Genomic DNA, 18,850 nt, shown 5'->3' with positions numbered 1-18,850 from the left:
TCCATGCATCTGATCGAAACCGTCCTGCTTCTGCTTTTGGCCGTAGTGGTGTCGGGCTCGGTCGCGCGGATCACGCGCATCGCCCTGCCGTTGGTGCAAATCGGCCTGGGGGCCATAATCGTTCTGGCGACTGGCAAGACGGTCGATCTCGAACCCGACATCTTCTTCCTGCTGTTCCTGCCGCCACTGCTGTTCCTCGACGGATGGCGCATTCCCAAGGAAGCCCTGTTCCGTGACCGGGCGGTGATCCTGGAACTTGCCCTGGGGCTGGTGCTGTTCACCGTTGTCGGCCTGGGCTTCATGATCTGGTGGATGATCCCCGAGATGCCGCTGCCCGTGGCCTTCGCCCTGGCCGCCATCCTGTCGCCGACCGATCCCATCGCGGTCCAGGCCATCGCCTCGCGCGCGCCGATCCCCAAGCGGCTGATGCACATCCTGGAAGGCGAGTCGATGCTGAACGACGCGACCGGCCTAACCTGTATGCGGATCGCGGTGATCGCGGCGACCACGGGCGCCTTCTCCATCGGCAGCGCCATCGGGACATTCGCCTGGCTGGCCCTGGTCGGGGTGGCGGTCGGCGTGCTGGTCACGATGGGGATCAGCTATGCGAAAGGCTTCGTCAGTCAGCGGTGGGGCGAGGATGTCGGCGCGCAAATTTTGGTCAGCCTGCTGATCCCCTTCGCGGCCTATCTGGTGGCGGAAGAACTGAATGCCTCGGGTATTCTGGCGGCGGTGGCGGCCGGCGTGACCATGAGCTTTACCGAACGCAGTCTGTTCGCCGGTCAGTCTATGGCCGTGACGCGCATCCGGCGGGGCGTGGTTTGGGACACGGTTCAGTTCGTCGCCAACGGCATCATCTTCGTGATCCTGGGCGAGCAGATGCCGTCGATCATGTCGCGCGCGGCCGAGGTGGTGGCGGGCACCAGCCGGCCGGAGGTCTGGTGGCTGGCCGTCTATGTGTTCAGCATCGTCGCCGCCTTGGCGACGCTGCGCTTCGTCTGGGTCTGGACCTCGCTGAAGCTGACGCTGTTCCGTCGCCGCCATCGCGAGCCGCCGGCCAAGGTCGGCTTGCGGCTGACGATGGTGATGTCGTTGGCGGGCGTGCGTGGTGCGATCACCTTGGCCGGTATTCTGACTTTGCCGTTCGTGCTGGCGGATGGATCGCCGATGCCGTCGCGCAGCCTGGCGATCTTCCTGGCGGCGGGGGTGATCATCGTGTCGCTGCTGGTCGCCACCTTCGCCCTGCCACGCCTGTTGAAAGGTGTGGAATTGCCGCCTGAGCCCTCGCACGAGCGCGAGGAGGATCGCGGTCGTGTGGCCGCCGCCTCGGCCGCCCTGCGCGCCATCGAAGACGTGTCGCACGCCATGGCCGAGGGCAAGCCGAACCCGGACCTCTATTCCGATATCGCCAGCCGGATCATGGAAATCTATCGCCAGCGGATCGAGACCCACACGCGCTCGGACGAGGACGACGCGGTCCTGGCGCGCAAGATCGATCATGTGGAGCGGCGGCTGTGGCTGGCGGGACTGGCGGCCGAGCGTGACGAACTGGTTCGTCTGGCGCGCGTCAGGCAACTGGACGAGGTGACGGCGAAGAAGATGATCCGAGAAGTGGATCTGCAGGAGCTGCGGTATCTGTAGGCGTCAGCGGTCCATAAAGGCTGCGACCGCCGCGTAGCTGTCGGCGATATGGTGGGCGCCGCGGGCCAGCAGACGCTCGGCATGTCCGTCGCGGATATGGCCGCCGGCGGTCAAGCCGACCACGGTCATGCCCGCCGCAACCCCTGCGGTGACGCCCGCCTCGCTGTCCTCGATCACCAGAACGCGGGACGGATCGACGCCCATGTTTTCGGCGGCGTGCAGGAAGATGTCCGGGTGCGGCTTGCCGCGCTCGACCACCAGGCCGGTAAATACGGCGCCGTCGAAATGGTCGGTCAGGCCGAACAGGTCCAGGCCGACGCCGATCCAGTCGGGGCCGCTGGACGAGGCGATGCAGCGCGCCTCGGGGCGGGCGCCGACGAAGTCGAGCATGCCCGGCACGGGCTTCAGATGGATCGGTGCGCGCTGGCGGCAGGTCGCGAACCAGGTGGTGTGAAAGTCGTCGGGGCAGGCTCGGCCCAGCGCGGCCTCGACCGCTGGCCGGTTGTCGCGCCAGCGTTTGCCGGTATAGGCGGCCAGGACATCGTCCAGGCTGGTGGGCAGGCCGATGGCGGTCAGTTGTTCGGCCATGACGGTGCTGTTCAGCACCTCGCTGTCGGCCACGACGCCGTCGTAGTCGAAGATGATCAGGTCGTAGGTCATGGGCGGCTCAGTTCGCGGGACCGGCCTTCTCGGCGATCTTTGCGGCGTCCCAGAGGCGGTCCATCTCTTCCAGCGTGGACTGGTCGGGGGTTCGGCCGTCCTTGGCCAGTTCCGCCTCGATGAAGCCGAAGCGGCGCACGAACTTGGCGTTGGTGGCGCGCAGGGCGTCCTCGGGCTCGACATCCAGCTTGCGGGCCAGGTTGGCGACGACGAACAGCAGATCGCCCATCTCCTCGCGCGCCTTGGCCATGTCGCCGGCGGCGATCTCCACGCGCAGTTCCGCGACTTCCTCCGCCAGCTTGTCGAACACCTCGTCGGTCGAGGGCCAGTCGAAGCCGACGCGGCCGGCGCGCTTGGTCAGTTTGGCGGCGCGGGTCAGGGCGGGCAGGCCGACGGGGACGTCGTCGAGCACGCCGGGCTTCTTGCGATCCTTGCGTTCGGCGGCCTTGATGGCTTCCCAGGCGACGGTCTGTTCTTTTGAAGACCGTTGAGCCTCGTCTCCGAAGACGTGGGGATGGCGGCGCTCCAGCTTGTCGGCGATGGCCGTGACCACGTCGTCGAAGGCGAACAGGCCCTGTTCTTCAGCCATGCGGGCGTGGAAGATGACCTGGAACAGCAGGTCGCCAAGCTCGCCCTTCAGCTCGTTCAGGTCGTTGCGCTCGATGGCGTCGGCGACCTCGTAGGCCTCCTCGATCGTATAGGGGGCGATGGTGGCGAAGGTCTGCTCCACGTCCCAGGGGCAGCCGCCGTCCGGGTCGCGCAGGGTCTGCATTATGCCCAGCAGGCGGTCGATGGGTTTCAAGTCCGGGCTCCGTCACGGGCTTCCAGGGCGAGACGGATCTCGTCATGGCGCTGGGGCGTCAGGGGATAGCCCTTCAGGACCCAGGCGGCGGCGGCCAGCAGCAGGCCGGGGACCAGGATGAACAGAATCTGGAGCGTCAGCAGGGAGAACTCACTGTTGCCGGCCGGGCCCGGCACCGCCCGGAAGCCCACGCCTTGCAGGATCAGGTAGGGGATCAGGGCCACGACATGGCCGATCTTGGTCGTCGCCGACAGGACCGAGAACATCAGGCCGGTCCGGTCCACGCCGGTCTCCAGACGCACCTCGTCACCCGCATCCGCCATCATGGCCCGCAACAGGAACAGGCCGGCGGCATAGGGCAGGCCGGCGATGAACATGGCCGCCGCCGTCAGCATGAAGTTTCCGCCGGGCACCAGGGTGGCGGCGATGTAGAGGCCGGCGAAGATCAGGCTGGCGACCGCCAAGGCCTTGTCCTTGCCGATGCGGGTGGCCAGCCAGGCCCAGATCGGCGCGCCGCACAGGCCCGCGACGAAGTAGAACAGCATGAACAGGCCGGCCTGGCTGTGGTCGTAGCCCTTGATCTGGCCAAAGAAGAAGAACAGCAGAGACCCGGTGATGCCGGGCGCGACGCCCAGCAGCAGGTCTGCGATCAGCAGCTTCCTGACCGTCGGCATCTTCAACAGGGCCAGATAGGCGCCGGCGCCGCCGTGGGGCTGGTCACCCGCATTGACGGGCTCGGGCACGGCGACCATGGCCAGGCCTATGGTCAGGGGCAGGGCGATCAGGATGGCCCAGCCCATGATCCGCACGCCGTCGGCATAGGTCCCGATGCCGGTTTGGACCACCACGGTCGGCAGGACCAGGATTAGAATAACGCCGATGATGTTGAAGACCTGCCACCAGCCATAGACCCGGCTGCGCTGGTCATATTGCGGGGCGAGCACGGCGGCCCAGCCGAGCTGACCCAGGGTGCCGATCGAGAAGCCGAGATAGAGGACCAGCAGCCAGCCGAACAGATAGGCCGGCCCGGCGCCCGGCTGGACCACGACGAACATCATGAAGGCCGACAGCATCAGGATCGGCGTCGAGAGCGCCATCCACGGGCGATAGCGGCCAAGGCGCGTCCTGGTCTTGTCCATGCCCCAGCCGATGAAGGGGTCGAAGACGATGTCGATCAGGCGCACCGCCATGAAGACGGCGGCGACGACGCCCAGCTCCAGACCCACATGGGTGGCGTAGAACTCAGGCAGGGTGACGGGCAAGGCCACGCCGAAGCCCGCCAGCGGCAGGCATGGGCCTGAAAAGGCGGCGAGCACCGCATTGGAGCGGCGGGGCGCGGTCGGCGCGGCGGTGGTCATGCGTCGGTCCGAAAGGCGCGGCGCGAGTCGGCCGCGCGCCACCATGCCAGCGATCGGCGAAGCATGCACTTGTGAGATCGACCGGCTTGAGGCTTCCTGTGCGCCATGTGGCGAAGCCTTTTTGCGTTCCTGTCCCTTTGCTTTGCGTTGGTCTTCGCTGGCGGCGCGCGTGCGGCTGGCCCCTGCCACACCAATGCCGACGGTTGGCAGGCGCAGGGACTGGCGAATGCGGCCTCGGCCTATGGGATGGAGTGGGCGCCGTTCGGGGCGGCGGAATGGGGGTGGCAGGCCTATCTGCCGCTGATTCAGCACGAGCTGCATACGGCCTGCGGCCCCGGCACGCCGATCTTCGCGTCGCAACTGGCGGGGTTCCAACAGACCCACGGCCTGGCGCCCACAGGCCTGTTCGACGCCGCGACGTTTCAGGTGTTCAGGGGGCTATGGCAGGAGCGGCGGCCGTTCGTGATGGCGCGGGTCGGCGGGGCCTGTCCCGAGCCGCCGCCGATCAACCAGCTGGGTTATCTGGTCGCGTCCGAGGAACATGCGGACCGTCTGACGCGCCTGTTGCGGCGCGACGTGCTGGACGCCTATCGCCGACTGGTGGCCGCCGCCCGCGCCGAGGTTCCCGAGGTCGCGTCCAATCCCGAGCTGTTGCAGATATTCTCCGGCTTTCGCGATCCGGAGGCGGACGCGGCACGCTGCGCCCAGCAGGGCAATTGCGACGGATTGCGCCGCGCCGTCTGTTCACCGCATCGAACCGGGACGGCGGTCGATCTGTATGTCGGCCAGGCGCCGGGGCAGGGCGTCGATTCCACCTCGCCGGTCAGCCGCGAACATATGGCGCGGTCTGCGACCTATCGTTGGCTGGTGGCGAACGCTGGACGGTTCGGGTTCGCTCCTTACGTCTATGAACCCTGGCATTGGGAGTATGTACGGCCGTGGGATCCTTCGTTCGCGCCCTGACAGACGGTGAGGCGGCCCTGGGGCGCGAGGCGTTCGGGGCGGCCTTGCGCCTGGAGACCGTGCGGCTGATCGGCTGGCCGTTCCGGCGCGCCTTTGTCGCCGGGCGCTGGTTCGGGCGCGACTGGATCGTCTGGCCGCACAGGGCGATGGTCGGGGACTTCGCCTCGGCCTCGCTGCATCTGCAGGGCGTGCTGGTGCATGAGCTGACCCATGTCTGGCAGGCGCAGCAGGGGGTGAACCTGTTGTTCGCCAAGTTGAAGGCGGGCGACGATGCGGCCGCCTATGCCTATTCCGCCGACCCGGACTGCCGTTGGGATGGGCTGAACATCGAGCAGCAGGCGATGGTGATGGAACATCGCTTCCATCGGATGCGTGGTGGCAGGGCGCCGGGCAGCGCGGCCTTCTATGATGCGGTCTGTCCTTTCGTGCGTTGAAACCATGCCGGGGGCTTGCATGGGCCGAAGGGACACGCCAAGTTAGCAACGGTCGTTGTTGCGAATGACGGCCGGTCATTCAACGGAGCCTCCCCAATGCCCAAGATCCTCGTTCTCTATCATTCGACCTATGGCCACCTCGAAACCATGGCCGAAGCCGTCGCCGCGGGCGCGCGCGAGGTCGAAGGGGCGGTGGTGGACATCAAGCGCGTGCCGGAAACCGTGCCGGAAGAGCTGGCCAAGGCCTCGCATTACAAGCTCGACCAGAAGGCGCCGATCGCCAAGATCGACGACCTGAAGGACTATGACGCCGTCATCATCGGCGCCGGCACCCGCTTCGGCTCGGCCGCGTCGCAGATGCGCGCCTTCCTGGATCAGGCCGGCGGCCTTTGGTTCAGCGGCGCCCTGATCGGCAAGATCGGCGGCGCCTTCACCGCCACCGCGACCCAGCACGGCGGCCAGGAAACCACCTTCCAGGGTCTGCACAACTTCTTCATGCACCACGGGATGCCGGTCGTGGGCTTGCCTTACTCGTATCAGGCGATGATGACGCTGGACTCGGTCGAGGGCGGTTCGCCCTATGGTGCGACGACCATCACTGGCGGCGACGGTTCGCGTCAGCCCAGCGAGATCGAACTGGGTGGCGCCAGGTTCCAAGGCAAGCATATCGCCGAACTGGCCAAGAAGCTGCACGGCTGATCTCATGCGCCAGCCCGCCGTCTTCTTCGGTCACGGTTCGCCCATGAACGCGCTTGGTGGTCCCTACGGGGCTGCGTGGCGCGCGCTGGGCGAGGCCATAGGCAAGCCCAAGGGGGTGGTGATGATCTCCGCCCACTGGGAGACGCGCGGGCTGGGCGTCACCGCGCAGGACCGGCCCGAAACCATTCATGATTTCGGTAACTTCCCGCGTGAACTTCACGAGATGCAATATCCCGCGCCCGGGTCGCCCGAACTGGCGGCGCGGGTCGCGGAACTGACCGGTGCGGTGCAGACGCAGCAATGGGGTTTGGACCACGGGACCTGGTCGGTGCTGTGCCATGTGTGGCCGGACGCCGATGTGCCGGTGGTGCAGCTGTCCCTGAACCGCGAACTGACGGCGCGCCAGCACTACGAACTGGCCAAGGCCCTGCGGCCGCTGCGGGACGAGGGGATCGTCATCGCCGGCTCGGGCGACTTCGTCCACAATCTGCGGACGTGGAAACGAGAGGATGGCGCCGAACCCTATGGCTGGGCGACCGGGTTCAATGAGGCGGTGAAGACAGCGTTCGAAAAGGGCGACCACGACGCCCTGATCGACTGGGTCGGCCTGGCCGAGGACGCCCAGCTGAGCGTGCCGACCGACGAACACTATCTGCCGGTGCTCTATGTCGCCGCCCAGCAGGAGCCGGGCGAGACGGTCAGCTTCTTCAACGACCGCATCGACGGCGGCTCGATCTCGATGACCGGCGTCAGGATCGGCTGATCAGGCCGACTTTTCGGCCTCGACCATCTTCTGGATCGACACATAGTCCGTCTTGCCGGTGCCCAAAACCGGGACCTCGGCGACCTTGACGATCTTCTTGGGCACGATCAGTTCGGGCGCGCCGTTGGTGCGGGCCCATTCGGCCAAGGGGGCGACTTCGGCCTCGGCGTGGTCGGTGACCAGGACCAGCTTCTCGCCCTTACGGCTGTCGGGGATGGAGACGACTGCGTGACGCTGTTCCGGCCAGACGGCGCCGGCGATGCCTTCGACGGCGGTCAGGGAGACCATTTCGCCGCCGATCTTGGCGAAGCGTTTGGCGCGGCCCTTGATGGTGACATAGCCCTCGTCATCGACATCGACGATGTCGCCGGTGTCCAGCCAGTCATCGCCGATCGGATCCCAGGTCAGGGGTTCGGCCGACGTGACGTAGCCGCTCATGACGTTGGGGCCGCGCAGCATGAGCCGGCCGCCCGCGTCGATGCCCTCGACCGGCTCAAGCGTCCAATCGATGCCGGGCAGGACTTGACCCACGGTGCCAGGCGCGTTGCGGTCGGGGTGGTTGACGGCGATGACCGGCGAGGCCTCGGTCGCGCCATAGCCTTCCAGCAGTACGACGCCGCCGAACTTTTCGTCGAACAGGGCGCGGGTTTCGGGGCGCACCTTCTCGGCGCCGGCAACCACGAACTTCAGCGTCGAGAAGTCGTTCGGCTCGGCGACGCGGCCGTACTGGTTCAGGAAGGTGTCGGTGGCGAACAGGATCGAGGCGTTCACCTGGGGCAACAGGTCGGTGATCTGTTTGGCGTGCAGGGGGGACGGATACTGGAACGCCTTCAACCCTTGCAGCAGGGGCAGGATGACCCCGCCGGTCAGGCCGAAACAGTGGAAGGTCGGCAGGGGATTAAACATCACCCATTCCGGCAGCAGGTCGATATGGGCCGCCACCTGGCGGGCGTTGGCGACGAGGTTCTTCTGGCTCAGCACGACGCCCTTGGGCGTGCCGAAACTGCCGGAGGTGAACAGGACCACGCCCGGCGCGTCCGGGTCGGTCTTGACGCGGAACCGCTTGGGCGCGGCGCCGGCGGCGAGGCCGTACAGCTTGTCGGCCAGACCGATGGTCTTGCGAACGTCGTCCAGCCAGACGACCTCGGCCACCGTCTTCAGGTCCGCGATCAGGTCGTCCAGCTTGGCCTGTTCGATGAAGCGCCGGGCGGTCAGCACCTTCTTGACGCCTGAGGCCTTGATCGCGGCCTTCAGATTGGCCTCGCCGGCGGTGAAGTTCAGCATCACAGGCACGCGGCCGTGGGCGTGCAAACCAAAGAAGGTGACGACGACACCCATGGACGACGGCAGCAGGATGGCGACCCGCTCGCCCAGATCTGTCATTTGCGCGATCTTGCGGCCCAGCACGAAGGCCGCGCGGATCAGGCCGGTGTAGGTGAGGGGGTGGCGATCCTGATCCTCCAGGATTTCCTTGTCGCCGAACCGCGCCCGCGCATCGATCAGGGCGTCGATCAGGGACGAGTCGTAAAGCGAGGAATCCAGGGCCTGGCGCAAGCGCGTCTCCTACGGAGGGCGCGGAAGGCCCTCTCTGTTGTTCGGGCGACTGTCATTAATGACGCCGTGTCCTCTTGAAAAGATGCGTAACGTCGCGTGAGTTCCGAGGCGCGATCACGCCTGCGGCAAGTCTGTTACCCGGTGTGCCTTGCCTTAACGCCTTCAAAGTCCGAAATACCGGGAATGGTCACCCTGATCGACACCCTTCAGCGCAAGCCTTCCGAGCTGCGTCACCCCGAAAAGCAGAACCGGCCCGAGTCGGTCGTTCTGAAAAAGCCAGACTGGCTGAGGGTCAAGGCGCCCGGCTCGGGTCAGTACAATGCGACCAAGGAGATCGTGCGCTCCAAGGGGCTTGTGACGGTCTGTGAAGAGGCGGCCTGCCCGAACATCGGCGAGTGCTGGAGCCAGAAGCACGCCACCCTGATGATCATGGGCGACACCTGCACGCGGGCCTGCGCCTTCTGCAACGTCAAGACGGGCCTGCCCCAGCCGCTGGACCCGGAAGAGGCCGGCAAGGTCGGTCTGGCGGTCCAGCAGATGGGCCTGAACCACGTGGTGATCACTTCGGTCGATCGCGACGACGTGTCGGACGGCGGCGCCGCCCACTTCGCCGAGGTGGTGCGCCAGATCCGCATCCAGGCGCCGGGCACGACCATCGAAATCCTGACGCCCGACTTCCTGCGCAAGGACGGGGCGGCCGCCGTGATGATCGACGCCAAGCCTGACGTCTTCAATCACAACCTTGAAACCGTGCCGCGCCTGTATCTTAAGATCCGGCCCGGCGCTCGCTACTTCCACAGCCTGCGCCTGTTGCAGATGGTCAAGGAGCGTGACCCGGAGCAGTTCACCAAGTCCGGCATCATGGTCGGCCTGGGCGAGACCAAGGAAGAGGTCATGCAGGTGATGGACGACATGCGGTCCGCCGGCGTCGATTTCATCACCATCGGCCAATATCTGCAGCCGACGCGCAAACACGCCGCCATCGACCGTTTCGTCACGCCGGAAGAGTTCAAGGCCTATGAGGCGATCGCCCGGGCCAAGGGCTTCCTGATGGTGTCCTCGTCCCCGCTGACGCGTTCGTCGCACCACGCCGGAGACGATTTCGCCCGGCTGAAGGCGGCGCGCGAGGCGCAGCTGCGTCGCTAAGCCCCGAATGGCCGTCCACCGCGTTACGCGCATCCTTCCCTATGCGCCCGAACAGCTTGCCGATCTGGTCGCCGACGTGGGCGCCTATCCCGACTTCGTGCCGTGGGTCACGTCGATGCGCGTCTGGAACGAGCGGGCCGAAGGCGAGGGCGTCACCGTGCTGGACGCGGAAGCCGGTGTGGGCTTCTCCTTCCTGAAGGAGCGGTTCTCGACCTGGGTCCGGCATGACCGGAACGCGCCCAAGGTCGAGGTCGGCCTGCTGCGCGGCCCGTTCAAGCATCTGAAGAATCGGTGGGAGTTTTTCCCCCATCCCGACGGCGCACGGCTGGAGTTCATGATCGACTTCGCCTTTAAATCGAAGATGCTGGATCTGATGCTGTCGGCCAATTTCGACCGGGCGGTTGAAAAGCTGATCGGCTGTTTCGAGGCTGAGGCGAAGCGGAGATACTCCAGGCCATGAGTTTCGATTTCGACGCGACCGTCGTGGGCGCCGGGGCCGTTGGCCTGGCCTGCGGTCGGGCGTTGTCGAAACGTGGCCTGACGGTGCTGGTGCTGGAGAAGGAAGGCCACATCGGCCAGGGCGTCTCGTCGCGCAATTCCGAGGTGATTCACGGCGGCCTCTATTATCCGACGGGATCGCTGAAGGCGCGCTTCTGCGTCGAGGGGCGGCGGGCGCTTTATGACTTCCTGGCCAGCCGCAAGATCGATCATCGCAAATGCGGCAAGCTGGTCGTGGCGACGCAAGAAGACGAGGTCGAGCGGATCGAAGCCATCTTCGAACAGGCGACGGCGAATGGTGTCGAGGGGCTGGAGCATCTGACCGGCGCCCAGGCGCGGGCGCTGGAGCCCGATCTGAACGCCCACGCCGCCATCCTGTCGCCCGAGAGCGGCCTGTTCGACAGTCACGGCTATATGCTGGCCCTGCAGGGCGAAATCGAGGATGCGGGCGGCTCGGTCGTGGTTTCGGCGCCGTTCGAAGGCGCTGAGCCTCTGCCAGGCGGCGGGTTTCGCATTCGCGTGGGCGGGGAGGGGGCGATGGAGATCACCAGCCGCTTTTTGGTCACGGCGCCCGGCCTGTCGGCGCAAGCCGTGGCGGCGGCCATCGACGGCTATCCGGCCAGCGACATTCCGGCGGGCCATTTCGGCAAGGGAACCTATTTCCGTCTGGTCGGCAAGGCGCCGTTCGACAGATTGATCTATCCGCCGCCCATCCCCGGCGCCCTGGGCACCCATTATCGCAAGGATCTGGGCGGGCAGGCCGTGTTCGGTCCCGACCTGGCCTATGTCGAGACCGAGGATTATTCGGTCGATCCGGCCAAGGCCGAGGTGTTCGCCGCCTATATCCGCCGTTTCTGGCCCGGCCTGCCAGACGCCGCCCTGACGCCCGACTATGCCGGCATCCGGCCCAAGCTGCATGGACCGGGAGAGCCGCAACCGGACTTTCAACTGCACGGACATGAGCATCACGGCATCGACGGCCTGATGGCGCTGTTCGGCATCGAGAGCCCCGGCCTGACCAGCTCCCTGGCCATAGGCGAGGCTGTGGCCGCCGCCCTGACGGAGACCGCATGACCGAACGCGAGAAGATGCTGGCGGGCCTGCCCTATGATCCGGGCGATCAGGACTTGCGGGCCGGTCGCGCCCGCGCGGTCGGCCTGACCGTCGCCATCAATGCCGAGCCGGATCGCGAGCGGCGCGGCGCCCTGGTCAATGAGCTGGTGAACGCCGCCGACGGCAAGGCGGTGATCATGCCGGGCTTCTTCTGTGACTACGGCGTCAACATCCACCTGGGCGCGCGAGCCTTCGCCAACGCCAACTGCGTATTTCTGGACTGCGCCGAAATCCGCATCGGCGACAACTTCCAGGCGGGGCCTGGCGTGCAGCTTCTGACGCCGGAGCATCCGCTGGACGCCGTTGCGCGTCGCGGCGAGGAGACGGCGCGGCCCATCGTCATCGGCGACGACGTGTGGATCGGCGGCGGCGCCATCGTTCTAGCCGGCGTCACCGTCGGGGATCGATCGGTGATCGGGGCCGGTTCGGTGGTGACCAGGGATGTGCCGTCGAATGTCGTGGTGGTCGGAAATCCGGCGAAGATCGTGCGTCGCCTCACGCCTGCTTAAACGCCTTGAAATCGTCGCGGGGTTCATGCATAAGCCGCGCCTCGCGTGGCGGTCCCCCGTTCTTCCTTTGAAGGGTTCAGGGCCGCCGCTATCGTTTTCGCGCTTGATCAGGCTTCGGCTCTGGGCGGCGCCCGACTTAGAAGATTGAGACGGACATGGCCGTTCCGAAGCGGAAAGTATCCCCCTCGCGTCGCAACATGCGCCGCGCCCACGACGCCCTGACCTCGAACGTCTATGTCGAGGACAAGGACACCGGCGAGCTGAAGCGCCCGCACCACATCGACCTGAAGACCGGCACCTATCGCGGTCGCCAGGTCATCACGCCGAAAGAAGACTAGTCTTCTACCGGCGCCCGGCTACGGCCGGATGACGATTTTAACGGCGCGCGGTGACCCGCGCGCCGTTTTCGTGCGTTCAATGCGGTGAAGCTTCCATTGGAGATGCCGCATGATGATTCGTTTCACCGCCGTCAGCGCCTGCGCGCTGCTGACGCTCGCCGCCTGTGATCGCCAGGAACAGCCCGCCGCTCCGGCTCCAGTGACCGCTGCGCCGGCTGTGGAGACGCCCGCGGCGCCTGCTGCAGACCCCAACGCCCTGACGGCCGAAGGGCTGGGTCCTGTGCGAATCGGCATGACGCGCGCCGAACTGGTGACGGCCTGGGGCGATGATTCTCAGCCGAACGCCGTCGGCGGCGCCGATCCGGAGACCTGCGACGAGTTCCATCCGGCCAATGCGCCGGCGGACGTGCGAGTCATGATCCAGAACGGCGTCCTGACGCGAATCACTCTGGCGCGCGGTGCGACGACCAAGACCGATCGCGGTTTCGGCGTAGGCGACGCCGCCATGGCGATCAAACAGGCTTACGGCGGCGCCCTCTTCGCCCAGCCGCACAAATATCAGGATGCGCCGGCCGAAGATCTGTTCGTCTGGTCGCGTGGCGGCTCGACGTCCTATGTCACCGATCCGGCGGCACGCGGCGTGCGCTACGAAATCGGCAGCGACGGCAAGGTGATGATGGTTCACGCCGGCGACCCGTCGATACAACTGGTCGAGGGCTGTTCCTGACGCCAGGTGCCGATGTCGGCATTGGCGTTTTGCGGGGAGGCGGCTAAACCGTCGAACCTCCCTTGCCCCTTGAGCCAAAGAGCCGAGCCATGACCGACATCGCCGACATCGTCGCCCGCCAGATCCTCGACAGCCGGGGCAATCCGACGGTGGAAGTCGATGTCACGCTGGAAGACGGCTCATTCGGCCGCGCCGCCGTCCCTTCGGGCGCCTCGACCGGTGCGCACGAAGCCGTCGAACTGCGCGACGGCGACAAGGATATGTGGGGCGGCAAGGGCGTGCAGAAGGCGGTCGACGCCGTCAACGGCGAGATCTTCGACGCCCTGTCCGGCATGGACGCCGAGCAGCAGCGCCGCATCGACGAGGCGATGATCGATCTGGACGGCACGCCCAACAAGGCGCGTCTCGGCGCCAACGCCATCCTTGGCGTGTCGCTGGCCGTTGCCAAGGCCAGCGCCCTGTCGGCCAATCAGGAACTGTATCGCTACCTCGGCGGCGTTTCGGCCCGTGTCCTGCCGACCCCGATGATGAACATCATCAACGGCGGCGCACACGCCGACAATCCGATCGACATCCAGGAGTTCATGATCTTGCCGACCGGCGCCGAGACCTTCTCGGACGCCGTGCGCATGGGCGCCGAAATCTTCCACGCGCTGAAGAAGCAGCTGAAGGACGCCGGTCACAACACCAACGTCGGCGACGAGGGCGGCTTCGCCCCGAACCTGGCCTCGGCCGACGAAGCGCTCAGCTTCATCACCAAGGCGGGGCAGGCGGCCGGTTATCTGGCCGGTGAAGACTTCCATCTGGGCCTGGACGTCGCCTCGACCGAGTTCTTCAAGGACGGCAAATACATCATGACCGGCGAGGGCAAGACCGTCGATTCTGACGGTATGGCCGCCTATCTGGTCGATCTGTGCGAGCGTTTCCCGATCGTCTCGATCGAGGACGGCATGGCCGAGGACGACTTCGACGGCTGGCGCCTGCTGACCGAACGCCTGGGCGACAGGGTTCAACTGGTCGGCGACGACCTGTTCGTGACCAACCCGGCGCGTCTGGCCGCCGGCATCGGCGAAGGTCTGGCCAACTCGATCCTGATCAAGGTCAACCAGATCGGCACTCTGTCCGAGACGCTGGACGCCGTCGATATGGCCCACCGCGCCGGCTACACCGCCGTGATGAGCCACCGCTCGGGCGAGACTGAGGACTACACCATCGCCGACCTGGCCGTCGCCACCAACTGCGGGCAGATCAAGACCGGCTCGCTGGCGCGTTCGGACCGGGTGGCGAAATACAATCAGCTGCTGCGCATCGAAGAGATGCTGGGGGACCAGGGCATCTATTTCGGCGACGGCATGCTGCTGAAGTAAGAACTGAATTGTCGGCGGAGAATCAGCGTTCTCCGCCGATTATCTTACGGTCAAGCTACATTTCGTTAGGCATTTTCGAGCACAGTCTATGAACTGTGTTTTCGCGCTCAGAAGGAGCGTTTTAAGTGCCCGAACGGATGAAACCTTACCGCCTGTCCTTCGCCCTGTTGTTGTTGCTTGCCTATCTTGGGGTGCAAGCGCTGACAGGCGAGCGCGGCTTGTTGAGCGGCTCTTCCCGCGATGCCCTGCTGGGGCAACGCGAGGACCAATTGGCGCATCTGACCGAACAGCGTCGCGACCTTGAGACGCGCGTTCGCTATCTGCGCACCGACAGTCTGTCCCGTGATCTTCTGGAAGAGCGCGCGCGCGCCGTCTTGGGCTTCTCGGACCCCCGCGACTATGTGATCCGCGTGCAGGGCCCCGCCGTTCAAGGGTGAAAACCCTCGCCACTTGAACTATTGTTACAGGGCGGCTCCCACCCCTTTGCGTTCCGGGAAGGAAGGCTGCTAAAGCCCCTTTCCGTAACGATAAGAAGGCGTCGGTTCTCGACGCCTAGCCGGGAGATACCGGATGGCGAAAGCCCCAGCCAAATCCGCTCAGACGACTTCGCCTGACAAACTGCCCAACACGCCGACGGCGTCCAAGGAGGACCTGCTTCGCTTCTATCGCGAGATGGTCCTGATCCGTCGCTTCGAAGAGCGTGCAGGCCAGCTCTACGGCATGGGTCTGATCGGGGGCTTCTGCCACCTGTACATCGGCCAGGAAGCCGTGGCCGTCGGCGTTCAGGAGAGCGTCAAACAGGGCCATGACAAGATCATCACCGGCTACCGTGACCACGGCCACATGCTGGCCGCTGGCATGGATCCCAAGGAAGTCATGGCCGAGCTGACCGGCCGTAGCGGCGGCTCGTCCAAGGGCAAGGGCGGTTCGATGCACATGTTCGACGTGCCAACCGGCTTCTATGGCGGCCACGGCATCGTCGGCGCCCAGGTGGCGCTGGGCACGGGACTGGCCTTCGCCGGCAAATACCGCGGCGACGATTCGGTGGCCTTCGTCTATTTCGGCGACGGCGCCTCGAACCAGGGTCAGGTTTACGAGAGCTTCAACATGGCCCAGCTGTGGAAGCTGCCGGCCATCTACATTATCGAGAACAACCAGTACGCCATGGGCACGAGCATCGAACGCTCGTCCTCGACCACAGAACTGTATCAGCGCGGGGCCAGCTTCGGCATTCCGGGCGAACAGGTCGACGGCATGGACGTGCTGGCCGTGCGTGACGCCACCGCCCGCGCGGTGAAGCGCGCCCGCGAAGGCGGCGGTCCCTTCATTCTGGAAGTAAAGACATATCGCTATCGCGGTCACTCGATGTCCGACCCGGCGAAATACCGGACCAAGGAAGAGGTGGACGAGGTCAAAAAGACCCGTGACCCGATCGATCACCTGAAGATGCTGCTGTCGGCCGCCAATGCGACCGAGGACGAGCTCAAGGCCATCGACACCGAAATCAAGGCGATCGTCGCCGAAGCTGTTCAATTCGCCCAAGAGAGCCCGGAACCCGATCCGTCCGAGCTCTACACCGACGTCTACGTGGAGGCCTGATCCGTGACCGACATTCTGATGCCGGCGCTGTCCCCCACGATGGAAGAGGGCACGCTGACCAAATGGCACATCAAGGCAGGCGACACGGTGTCGGCCGGCCAGGTGATCGCCGAGATCGAGACCGACAAGGCCACGATGGAAGTCGAGGCCGTGGATGAAGGCGAAGTGCTGGAAATCCTGGTCGCCGAAGGCTCCGAGAACGTGAAGGTCAATACGCCCATCGCGCGTCTGGCTGGCGAAGACGGCGCAGCCGCGCCGGCGCCCAAGGCTGAATCCGACAAGGCTCAGGCCGATGCGCCCAAGGCTACGGCCGAAGGCAAGACGGGCGATCCCGAAAAGGCTCCGGCCCAGACCTCGACTCCCAAGGTCGAGCTGCGCGATCCGGAAATCCCGGCCGACGCCAAACTGGTCAAGACGACTGTGCGCGACGCCCTGCGCGACGCCATGGCCGAAGAGATGCGTCGTGACGATCGCGTCTTCCTGATCGGCGAGGAAGTCGCCCAGTACCAGGGCGCCTACAAGGTCAGCCGCGACCTGCTGCAGGAGTTCGGCGACCAGCGCGTCGTCGACACCCCGATCACCGAGCACGGCTTCGCCGGCCTGGGCGTCGGCGCCGCCATGTCGGGCCTGAAGCCGATCGTCGAGTTCATGACGTTCAACTTCGCCATGCAGGCGATCGACCACATCATCAATTCGGCCGCCAAGACCCTGTACATGTCGGGCGGTCAGATCCGTGCGCCTATCGTCTTCCGCGGTCCGAACGGCGCCGCCTCGCGCGTCGGCGCCCAGCACAGCCAGGACTATTCCGCCTGGTACGCCCAGGTGCCGGGCCTGAAGGTGATTGCGCCCTATGATGCAGCCGACGCCAAGGGCCTGCTCAAAGCCGCCATCCGCGACCCGAATCCCGTCGTCTTCCTCGAACACGAGATGATGTACGGCCTGGAGTTCGACGTGCCGGACGTCGAGGATTATGTCCTGCCGATCGGCAAGGCCAAGGTCCGCCGCGAGGGCAAGGACGTGACCATCACGGCCCACAGCCGCATGGTCGGATTCGCCCTCCAGGCCGCCGAGAAGCTGGCGGAAGAGGGCATCGAGTGCGAGGTCGTCGATCTGCGCACCCTGCGTCCGCTGGACACCGACACCATCGTCGAGAGCGTCAAGAAGACCAGCCGTCTGGTCTCGGCCGAAGAAGGCTGGGGTCCGATGGGCGTCGGCGCTGAGGTCGTGGCTCGCGTCATCGAACACGCTTTCGACTATCTGGACGCCCCGCCGTTGCGGGTGCACCAGGAAGACGTGCCGCTGCCTTACGCCGCCAACTTGGAAGTGCTTTCGCTGCCGGGCGTGGACAAAATCATCGCGGCCGTGAAGCAGGTGATGGCATGACCGATATCCTGATGCCAGCCCTGTCTCCCACTATGGAAGAGGGCGTTCTGGCCAAGTGGCACGTCAAGGTCGGAGACGTCGTCTCGGCCGGCGATGTGATCGCCGAGATCGAAACTGACAAGGCCACGATGGAAGTCGAGGCCGTCGATGAGGGCGAGATCACCGATATCCTGGTCGCCGAAGGCACGGAAGGCGTGAAGGTCAATACGCCCATCGCGCGCCTGAAAGACGAGGGCGCTGCCGCCGCGCCCAAGGCTGAGGAAAAGCCCGCCTTCAAGACCGAGGAAACGCCGAAGGCCGAAGCCGCTCCCGCCGCTGAAGCGCCCAAGGCTGCTGCTTCTGCCGCTCCAGCTTCCGCCGCCCCAAAATCGGATAACGGCGAGCGCATATTCTCGTCGCCTCTGGCGCGTCGCATCGCCGCCCAGAACGGCGTCGATCTGAAGTCGATAAAGGGCACCGGGCCGCACGGCCGTATCGTCAAGCGTGACGTCGAAGGCGTCTCCGCTGGCGCCGCCAAGCCTGCGGCCGCCCCGACCGCCGCCGCCGCGACCTCGGGCATTGAACCGCGCAAGGCTCAGTCGCTGGCCCAGGTGGGTATCCCCGACGGCAGCTACGACCTCATCCCGCTGGATGGGATGAAGAAGGCGGTGGCGCGTCGCATGGTCGACAGCATCCAGAACGTGCCGCACTTCCCGCTGTTCATTGACGTCGAGATCGACCAGCTGATGGCCGTTCGCGCCAAGGTGAACAAGATGCTGGAGCCGCAGGGGATCAAGGTCTCGGTCAACGACTTCGTCATCAAGGCCGCCGCACTGGCCTTGAAGATGGTGCCGGAGGCGAACGCCTCCTACACCCCCGAAGGCATCGCCATGCACCATAACGCCGACGTCTCCATGGCTGTGGCGATCGACGGCGGTCTGATCACCCCGATCATCAAGAAGGCCGAAACCAAGGGCCTGGCGCAGATCGCAACTGAGTCCAAGGACCTGGCCAAGCGCGCCCGCGAACGCAAGCTGAAGCCGGAAGAGTTCCAGGGCGGTACCTTCTCGGTGTCCAACCTGGGCATGTTCGGCATCAAGCAGTTCACCTCGATCATCAACGAGCCCCAGGGCTGCATCATGAGCGTGGGCGCGGGCGAGCAGCGCGCGGTCGTCAAGAACGGCCAGGTCGTTGCGGCCACGGTCATGACGGTGACCCTGACCTGCGATCACCGCGTGGTGGACGGCGCGACCGGGGCCCGCTTCCTGCAGGCGTTCAAGCCGCTGATCGAAGATCCCGTCGCGATGCTGGCGTAAG

20 protein-coding genes are annotated in these 18,850 nt (G+C 65.7%); 16 read left to right on the top strand and 4 right to left on the bottom strand.

Annotated elements, in window-relative coordinates; translation table 11 throughout:
* The first annotated feature begins 3 nt into the window (after window positions 1–3).
* Window positions 4–1,641: a Na+/H+ antiporter gene (locus tag ACP69V_RS07695; RefSeq protein ID WP_426023328.1), complete on the top strand. Its 1,638-nt coding sequence runs from the start codon at window positions 4–6 to the stop codon at window positions 1,639–1,641.
* A 3-nt stretch (window positions 1,642–1,644) separates the two neighbouring features.
* Here the strand turns inward: ACP69V_RS07695 and ACP69V_RS07690 are convergent, their stop codons facing one another.
* Genes ACP69V_RS07690 through ACP69V_RS07680 form a run of 3 tightly spaced genes read right to left on the bottom strand, consistent with a single transcriptional unit; the run spans window position 1,645 to window position 4,461 of the window.
* Complete coding sequence (locus ACP69V_RS07690) at window positions 1,645–2,301, bottom strand: HAD family hydrolase (protein WP_426023327.1); 657 nt, start codon at window positions 2,299–2,301, stop codon at window positions 1,645–1,647.
* Window positions 2,302–2,308: 7 nt separating this feature from the next.
* Entirely contained in the window at window positions 2,309–3,103 is a 795-nt protein-coding gene (gene mazG / locus ACP69V_RS07685) for a nucleoside triphosphate pyrophosphohydrolase (protein ID WP_426023326.1), read from the bottom strand.
* Window positions 3,100–4,461: an MFS transporter gene (locus ACP69V_RS07680; RefSeq protein WP_426023325.1), complete on the bottom strand. Its 1,362-nt coding sequence runs from the start codon at window positions 4,459–4,461 to the stop codon at window positions 3,100–3,102. The genes mazG and ACP69V_RS07680 overlap by 4 nt, the downstream gene beginning before the upstream one ends.
* A 147-nt stretch (window positions 4,462–4,608) precedes the next feature.
* Between ACP69V_RS07680 and ACP69V_RS07675 the strand changes: the two genes are divergently transcribed.
* The 4 genes from ACP69V_RS07675 (at window position 4,609) to ygiD (ending at window position 7,320) form a co-directional block, all read left to right on the top strand.
* On the top strand, window positions 4,609–5,424 hold the full coding sequence (locus tag ACP69V_RS07675) for a D-alanyl-D-alanine carboxypeptidase family protein (RefSeq protein WP_426023324.1): 816 nt from the start codon (window positions 4,609–4,611) through the stop codon (window positions 5,422–5,424).
* The gene (locus ACP69V_RS07670; RefSeq protein ID WP_426023323.1) at window positions 5,400–5,858 is read left to right on the top strand and encodes a hypothetical protein; all 459 of its coding nucleotides are present in this window, start codon (window positions 5,400–5,402) and stop codon (window positions 5,856–5,858) included. The genes ACP69V_RS07675 and ACP69V_RS07670 overlap by 25 nt, the downstream gene beginning before the upstream one ends.
* Before the next feature lie 96 nt (window positions 5,859–5,954).
* Complete coding sequence (gene wrbA, locus ACP69V_RS07665; RefSeq protein ID WP_426023322.1) at window positions 5,955–6,557, top strand: NAD(P)H:quinone oxidoreductase; 603 nt, start codon at window positions 5,955–5,957, stop codon at window positions 6,555–6,557.
* Between the two features lie 4 nt (window positions 6,558–6,561).
* Window positions 6,562–7,320, top strand: a complete 759-nt coding sequence (gene ygiD / locus ACP69V_RS07660) for a 4,5-DOPA dioxygenase extradiol (protein ID WP_426023321.1) — start codon at window positions 6,562–6,564, stop codon at window positions 7,318–7,320.
* On the opposite strand, the gene ACP69V_RS07655 is transcribed toward ygiD, so the two are convergent.
* The gene (locus tag ACP69V_RS07655) at window positions 7,321–8,874 is read right to left on the bottom strand and encodes an AMP-binding protein (RefSeq protein ID WP_426023320.1); all 1,554 of its coding nucleotides are present in this window, start codon (window positions 8,872–8,874) and stop codon (window positions 7,321–7,323) included.
* A 183-nt stretch (window positions 8,875–9,057) separates the two neighbouring features.
* Between ACP69V_RS07655 and lipA the strand changes: the two genes are divergently transcribed.
* From lipA to ACP69V_RS07600, 11 genes are all read left to right on the top strand, one after another.
* A complete protein-coding gene (lipA, locus tag ACP69V_RS07650; protein WP_346496864.1) occupies window positions 9,058–10,020 on the top strand; it encodes a lipoyl synthase in 963 nt (320 codons plus the stop codon).
* 7 nt (window positions 10,021–10,027) lie between these two features.
* On the top strand, window positions 10,028–10,480 hold the full coding sequence (locus tag ACP69V_RS07645; protein ID WP_426023319.1) for a type II toxin-antitoxin system RatA family toxin: 453 nt from the start codon (window positions 10,028–10,030) through the stop codon (window positions 10,478–10,480).
* On the top strand, window positions 10,477–11,592 hold the full coding sequence (locus tag ACP69V_RS07640; RefSeq protein ID WP_426023318.1) for an NAD(P)/FAD-dependent oxidoreductase: 1,116 nt from the start codon (window positions 10,477–10,479) through the stop codon (window positions 11,590–11,592). The genes ACP69V_RS07645 and ACP69V_RS07640 overlap by 4 nt, the downstream gene beginning before the upstream one ends.
* Window positions 11,589–12,140: a sugar O-acetyltransferase gene (locus ACP69V_RS07635; RefSeq protein ID WP_426023317.1), complete on the top strand. Its 552-nt coding sequence runs from the start codon at window positions 11,589–11,591 to the stop codon at window positions 12,138–12,140. The genes ACP69V_RS07640 and ACP69V_RS07635 overlap by 4 nt, the downstream gene beginning before the upstream one ends.
* Window positions 12,141–12,295: 155 nt before the next feature.
* Entirely contained in the window at window positions 12,296–12,478 is a 183-nt protein-coding gene (gene rpmF / locus ACP69V_RS07630) for a 50S ribosomal protein L32 (protein ID WP_026108365.1), read from the top strand.
* A gap of 109 nt (window positions 12,479–12,587) precedes the next feature.
* Window positions 12,588–13,205 (top strand): hypothetical protein, encoded by a 618-nt coding sequence (locus ACP69V_RS07625; RefSeq protein ID WP_426023316.1) that lies wholly within the window; start codon window positions 12,588–12,590, stop codon window positions 13,203–13,205.
* An 89-nt stretch (window positions 13,206–13,294) separates the two neighbouring features.
* Window positions 13,295–14,572: a phosphopyruvate hydratase gene (eno, locus tag ACP69V_RS07620; RefSeq protein WP_426016937.1), complete on the top strand. Its 1,278-nt coding sequence runs from the start codon at window positions 13,295–13,297 to the stop codon at window positions 14,570–14,572.
* 137 nt (window positions 14,573–14,709) lie between these two features.
* Complete coding sequence (locus tag ACP69V_RS07615; protein ID WP_409716355.1) at window positions 14,710–15,009, top strand: FtsB family cell division protein; 300 nt, start codon at window positions 14,710–14,712, stop codon at window positions 15,007–15,009.
* A 133-nt stretch (window positions 15,010–15,142) separates the two neighbouring features.
* Window positions 15,143–16,171, top strand: a complete 1,029-nt coding sequence (gene pdhA, locus ACP69V_RS07610) for a pyruvate dehydrogenase (acetyl-transferring) E1 component subunit alpha (RefSeq protein WP_135195511.1) — start codon at window positions 15,143–15,145, stop codon at window positions 16,169–16,171.
* A gap of 3 nt (window positions 16,172–16,174) precedes the next feature.
* The gene (locus ACP69V_RS07605) at window positions 16,175–17,554 is read left to right on the top strand and encodes a pyruvate dehydrogenase complex E1 component subunit beta (protein WP_426023315.1); all 1,380 of its coding nucleotides are present in this window, start codon (window positions 16,175–16,177) and stop codon (window positions 17,552–17,554) included.
* Window positions 17,551–18,849 (top strand): pyruvate dehydrogenase complex dihydrolipoamide acetyltransferase, encoded by a 1,299-nt coding sequence (locus tag ACP69V_RS07600; protein ID WP_426023314.1) that lies wholly within the window; start codon window positions 17,551–17,553, stop codon window positions 18,847–18,849. Before ACP69V_RS07605 ends, ACP69V_RS07600 begins: the two co-directional genes overlap by 4 nt.
* Window position 18,850 lies beyond the last annotated feature (1 nt).

Source organism: Brevundimonas sp. PWP3-1b1, assembly GCF_049896065.1.
Taxonomy (GTDB): Bacteria; Pseudomonadota; Alphaproteobacteria; order Caulobacterales; family Caulobacteraceae; genus Brevundimonas; species Brevundimonas intermedia_B.
This window is presented reverse-complemented; position numbering and strand designations above follow the sequence as displayed.

What these genes read in the sequence shown, in the direction of transcription:
- ACP69V_RS07695 (WP_426023328.1), top strand. Translation starts at nt 4, where the DNA reads ATGCATCTGATCGAAACCGTCCTGCTTCTGCTTTTGGCCGTAGTGGTG.
- ACP69V_RS07690 (WP_426023327.1), bottom strand. Translation starts at nt 2,301, where the DNA reads ATGACCTACGACCTGATCATCTTCGACTACGACGGCGTCGTGGCCGAC.
- ACP69V_RS07680 (WP_426023325.1), bottom strand. Translation starts at nt 4,461, where the DNA reads ATGACCACCGCCGCGCCGACCGCGCCCCGCCGCTCCAATGCGGTGCTC.
- wrbA (WP_426023322.1), top strand. Translation starts at nt 5,955, where the DNA reads ATGCCCAAGATCCTCGTTCTCTATCATTCGACCTATGGCCACCTCGAA.
- ygiD (WP_426023321.1), top strand. Translation starts at nt 6,562, where the DNA reads ATGCGCCAGCCCGCCGTCTTCTTCGGTCACGGTTCGCCCATGAACGCG.
- lipA (WP_346496864.1), top strand. Translation starts at nt 9,058, where the DNA reads ATGGTCACCCTGATCGACACCCTTCAGCGCAAGCCTTCCGAGCTGCGT.
- ACP69V_RS07645 (WP_426023319.1), top strand. Translation starts at nt 10,028, where the DNA reads ATGGCCGTCCACCGCGTTACGCGCATCCTTCCCTATGCGCCCGAACAG.
- ACP69V_RS07640 (WP_426023318.1), top strand. Translation starts at nt 10,477, where the DNA reads ATGAGTTTCGATTTCGACGCGACCGTCGTGGGCGCCGGGGCCGTTGGC.
- ACP69V_RS07635 (WP_426023317.1), top strand. Translation starts at nt 11,589, where the DNA reads ATGACCGAACGCGAGAAGATGCTGGCGGGCCTGCCCTATGATCCGGGC.
- rpmF (WP_026108365.1), top strand. Translation starts at nt 12,296, where the DNA reads ATGGCCGTTCCGAAGCGGAAAGTATCCCCCTCGCGTCGCAACATGCGC.
- ACP69V_RS07625 (WP_426023316.1), top strand. Translation starts at nt 12,588, where the DNA reads ATGATGATTCGTTTCACCGCCGTCAGCGCCTGCGCGCTGCTGACGCTC.
- eno (WP_426016937.1), top strand. Translation starts at nt 13,295, where the DNA reads ATGACCGACATCGCCGACATCGTCGCCCGCCAGATCCTCGACAGCCGG.
- ACP69V_RS07615 (WP_409716355.1), top strand. Translation starts at nt 14,710, where the DNA reads ATGAAACCTTACCGCCTGTCCTTCGCCCTGTTGTTGTTGCTTGCCTAT.
- pdhA (WP_135195511.1), top strand. Translation starts at nt 15,143, where the DNA reads ATGGCGAAAGCCCCAGCCAAATCCGCTCAGACGACTTCGCCTGACAAA.
- ACP69V_RS07600 (WP_426023314.1), top strand. Translation starts at nt 17,551, where the DNA reads ATGACCGATATCCTGATGCCAGCCCTGTCTCCCACTATGGAAGAGGGC.